The sequence below is a fragment of the Kitasatospora sp. NPDC007106 genome (genome assembly GCF_040634455.1).
GTDB lineage: Bacteria > Actinomycetota > Actinomycetes > Streptomycetales > Streptomycetaceae > Kitasatospora > Kitasatospora arboriphila.
The window spans coordinates 1-3,905 of record NZ_JBEYFP010000574.1; the positions used below are offsets into that span (position 1 = coordinate 1).

Genomic DNA, 3,905 nt, shown 5'->3' on the forward strand with positions numbered 1-3,905 from the left:
CTCGCCGGCGGCGGCAAGTCCATGGAGGGCGACGAGAAGGCCACCGCCGAGCACCACCGCGCCGAGCGGGACCGCCGACGCGGGCGGGGCCCGGCCGAGCATCCTGACCTTCTCGGCCCGGTCCGAGACCGCGCTGCGCGGCCAGGGCGCCGCGCTGGCCGCACACCTGGCGGCCGACCCGGACGCCTCGCTGGCCGAGTACGCCCACACCCTGCGCGAGGGCCGCACCCGCCACCCCTACCGCGCCGCGTTGGCCGCGGTGAACCCGGCCGAGGCCGTCGCCCGGCTGAAGGCCGAGCGCTACCACACCGGGGCCGCGGCCGACGCGGACAACCTCGCCTTCGTCTTCGCCGGCCAGGGCACCCAGCGTCCGGGCATGGGCGCGGGGCTCGCCGCGCACGACGAGGGCTTCGCCCGCCGGCTCGCCGAGGCGAATGCCGCGGTCGACGCCCGCACCGGCTTCCGCCTGAGCGACCTGCTGGACGCCGGGAAGCAGGGCGGGAGCACCGACATCACGGACACGGCCGTCGCCCAGCCGCTGCTGTTCGCCGTCGAGTACGCGCTCGCCACCGCCCTCCTCGACGCGGGCGTCACGCCGCGCTACCTGTTCGGCCACAGCCTCGGCGAGATCGTCGCCGCGACCGTCGCCGGCGTCTTCGACCTGCCCGCGGCGGCCGAACTGGTCGCCACCCGCGCCCGGTTGATGTCCCGCTGCACCCCCGGCGCGATGCTCGCCGTCACCGACCTGGACCCGTTCGCCGAGCTCGTCGGCGACGGCACGCTGGTCGTCGCGGCCACCAACTCGCCGCGCCAGCTGGTCCTTTCGGGCAGCCACGCCGGCATCGAGAAGGCGATCGCCCGGGCCGGCGAGGTCGGCGTCCAGCACCAGCAGCTGGCCACCTCGCACGCCTTCCACTCGCCGCTGATGCAGGACGCCGCCGACGAGTTCCTCGCCTTCCTCAAGACCTGCGAGTTCCGGGCGCCGCGGATCCCGGTGGTCTCCAACATCACCGGCCGGCTGCTCACCGAGTACGAGGCGCGCAACCCGCACTACTGGGCGGAGCACCTCGTCCGCGGGGTGGACTTCGCCGGGTCGGTGGACACCCTGCGCGAGCTGGGCGTCGACAGGTTCGTCGAGATCGGCGCGGGCCGGTCGATGAGCAACCTGGTGCGGACGAACTTCGCCGCGGCGGGTGCGGCGGCGCCGGCACTGGCCCAGACCCTCGGCGAGCCGGAGCACGAGGCGGAGTCCTTCGCCGACGCGCTCGCCCTCGGCTGGGCCGCCGACCCGGAGGTGTCCGTCGAGGAGTACAGCACCGCCGGGCGGATGACGGCCCTGCCCACGTACGCGTTCGACAGGCTCGTCCACTGGGTGGAGCCGTCGCTGGGCTTCGCGGTGGACGCGGACGCCGCCCCGGCCACGCCTGCGGCGCCGACGCCGGCCCCGAGCGGACCCGCGCAGCAGCCCGGAGGTGCGGTTCCCGCCGCCGCGGATCAGGAGAACGGCGCCGCGGAGGAGATCCGGCAGATCGTCGGCCAGATCTTCGAGAGTTTCCTCGGCGGCTCGGCCGCCTCCGCCGACCTGGGCTTCTTCGACCTCGGCGGCAACTCGCTGATGGCCATCCAGCTGATCAACAAGCTTCGCGAAACCTTCCAACTCGACCTGTCCGTGCGGGACTTCTACGAGAACAGCTCGGTCTCCGAAACCGCCGACGTGATCACCGCACTGCTGCTGGAGGAGCCCGCACATGTCTGACGGCACTTTCCTCGACGCCGACCGGCTGGCCGGCCTGAAGGCACGGCTGAAGTCCGGCCCGGCGGCCCCCGCCCCCACCGCTGCCCCCGTCGGTGCTCCCGCCCCGGCGCCGCAGGAGGCCCGGCGGTCGTCGGACCTCCCCGACCTCGGCGTCATCTTCTTCTCCGGGCTGACCGGCGGCAGTGACCCGTACGACCTCCTGCTGGACGTCTCCCGGTACGTCGACCGCGCCGGGTTCACCGCGATCTGGACGCCGGAGCGGCACTTCACCGAGGTCGGCGGCGCCTACCCCAACCCGGCCGTCCTCGGCGCCGCACTGGCGATGATCACCGAGAAGGTGCGGATCCGCGCCGGCAGCGTCAACCTGCCGCTCCACGACGTGCTGCGCGCCGCCGAGGAGTGGGCGCTGGTCGACAACCTCTCCGGCGGACGGGTCGACCTCGCGCTGGCACCCGGGTGGCACGCCCGGGACTTCGTCCTCAACCCGCAGGGCTACGAGAACCGTTCCCACCTGCTCAACCAGGCACGGGAACAGCTCCAGGACCTGTGGCGCGGCACCGCCGTGCAGCGCAAGGACCCGCTCGGCGACACCCACGAGATCGTGACCTTCCCCCGCCCCGTCCAGCCGGAGCTGCCGGTCTGGCTGACCTCCTCCAAGAGCGAGGACGCATGGCGGTTCGCCGGTGAGAACGGTCTCAACGTGCTCTCCGCGCTGATCAACTTCGGCCCGCCCGAGCTGGAGAAGCGGATCGCGATCTACCGCGACGCCCGGCAGCGGGTCGGCCTCGACCCCGCGCGGGGCGTGGTCTCGCTGATGCTGCACACCTACGTCGGCGCCGACGCGGCCTCGGCCGTGGACCGGGTGCGGCCCGCGATGACCGAGTACCTGAGCTCCTTCGTCACCCAGCACGCCACCGCGGGGCAGGCCGATTCCAAGGACAAGGCCGACACGCTGCACAACCTCGGCGACGACCGGGACGCCTTCGTCGAGATGGTGTTCCAGCGCTACGTCTCCTCCAGCTCGCTCATCGGCGACGTCGCGGGCGCCAGGGCCACCCTGGAGGGCTTCCGGGCGCTGGGCGTCGACGAGATCGCCTGCCTCGTCGACTTCGGCCTGCCCAAGGACGAGGTCCTGCAGAGCCTCGCCCGCCTCGCCACCCTCGTCCAGCAGGAGAACTGAGCCGTGAAGACGTACAGCTTCCAGGGCGTCCAGCCCCGCATCCACCCGAGCGTCTACGCCTTCGACGACGTGGTCGTCATCGGCGACGTCGAGATCGGGGCGGACGTCAGCCTCTGGCCGGGCGTGACCGTCCGCGGCGACAAGGGACCCGTCCGCATCGGCCGCGGCTCCAACGTGCAGGACCACGCGATGCTGCACTCGGACCCCGACCACCCGCTGGTCCTCGGCACGGACGTCACGGTGGCGCACGGCGCCCTGCTGCACGGCTGCACGATCGGCGCCGGAACGGTCGTCGGCATCGGCGCCGTCGTCCTCAACGGCGTCACCGTGGGCGAGAGTTCGCGGATCTCCGCCGGTGTGGTGCTCAGCGCGGGCCCGCAGTACCGGCCGCGCAGCCTGATCGCCGGCAACCCCGCCTCCGTGCTGATGACCCTCAGCGACAGCGACGTCGCCGTCCTGGACGAGACCGCCGCCGAGTACCGCGAGCTGGCCGACCGCTACCGCACCCGGCTGCGGCCCGTCATCCTGCCGGGCCGCGAACGGCCGCACGCCGGGTCCGGCGCCTGATGGCACCGCCGATCCGGCCGGCAGGCAGCCGGCTGCTGCGCCGGTACGCGGGCGGCCACCGGCAGGCCGTGGTGTGCTTCCACCACGCCGGCGGGGGGATGTCCGCGTACCGGGGCTGGGCGCAGGCGCTGGCCGCCCGCGCGGACGTGGTCCTGGTCCAGCTCAAGGGCCGCGAGGACCGGGTGGCGGAGCCGCTCACCGACCGCCTGGACGACCTCTCGGTGGAACTCGCCAGGGAGATCTGCGAGTTGCCGTACGAGGACGTGGTGCTGGTCGGGCACAGCATGGGGGCGGCCCTCGCCTGGGCGGTGGCCGACGCGGTCTGGGCGGTCTACCGCCGCCGGGTGCGGGTGGTGGTGTCGGCCCAGGCACCGCCCCCGTACGCGGGCCGGGACCTGCCGG

4 protein-coding genes are annotated in these 3,905 nt (G+C 73.7%); all 4 read left to right on the forward strand.

What is annotated here, in order from left to right:
* A partial coding sequence (locus ABZ641_RS28640) for an acyltransferase domain-containing protein (protein WP_359986341.1) occupies positions 1-1,756 on the forward strand: 1,756 nt, incomplete at its 5' end.
* Positions 1,749-2,936 (forward strand): MupA/Atu3671 family FMN-dependent luciferase-like monooxygenase, encoded by a 1,188-nt coding sequence (locus ABZ641_RS28645; RefSeq protein WP_344626121.1) that lies wholly within the window; start codon positions 1,749-1,751, stop codon positions 2,934-2,936. The genes ABZ641_RS28640 and ABZ641_RS28645, both read left to right, overlap by 8 nt.
* 3 nt (positions 2,937-2,939) lie before the next feature.
* Positions 2,940-3,503: a gamma carbonic anhydrase family protein gene (locus tag ABZ641_RS28650; RefSeq protein ID WP_344626120.1), complete on the forward strand. Its 564-nt coding sequence runs from the start codon at positions 2,940-2,942 to the stop codon at positions 3,501-3,503.
* Positions 3,503-3,905: alpha/beta fold hydrolase (locus ABZ641_RS28655; protein WP_359986344.1), on the forward strand; the 403-nt coding region annotated here is incomplete at its 3' end. The genes ABZ641_RS28650 and ABZ641_RS28655, both read left to right, overlap by 1 nt.

Bases quoted from the DNA above. Each gene is read 5' to 3' on its own strand.
- ABZ641_RS28645 (WP_344626121.1), top strand. From the start codon at position 1,749: ATGTCTGACGGCACTTTCCTCGACGCCGACCGGCTGGCCGGCCTGAAG.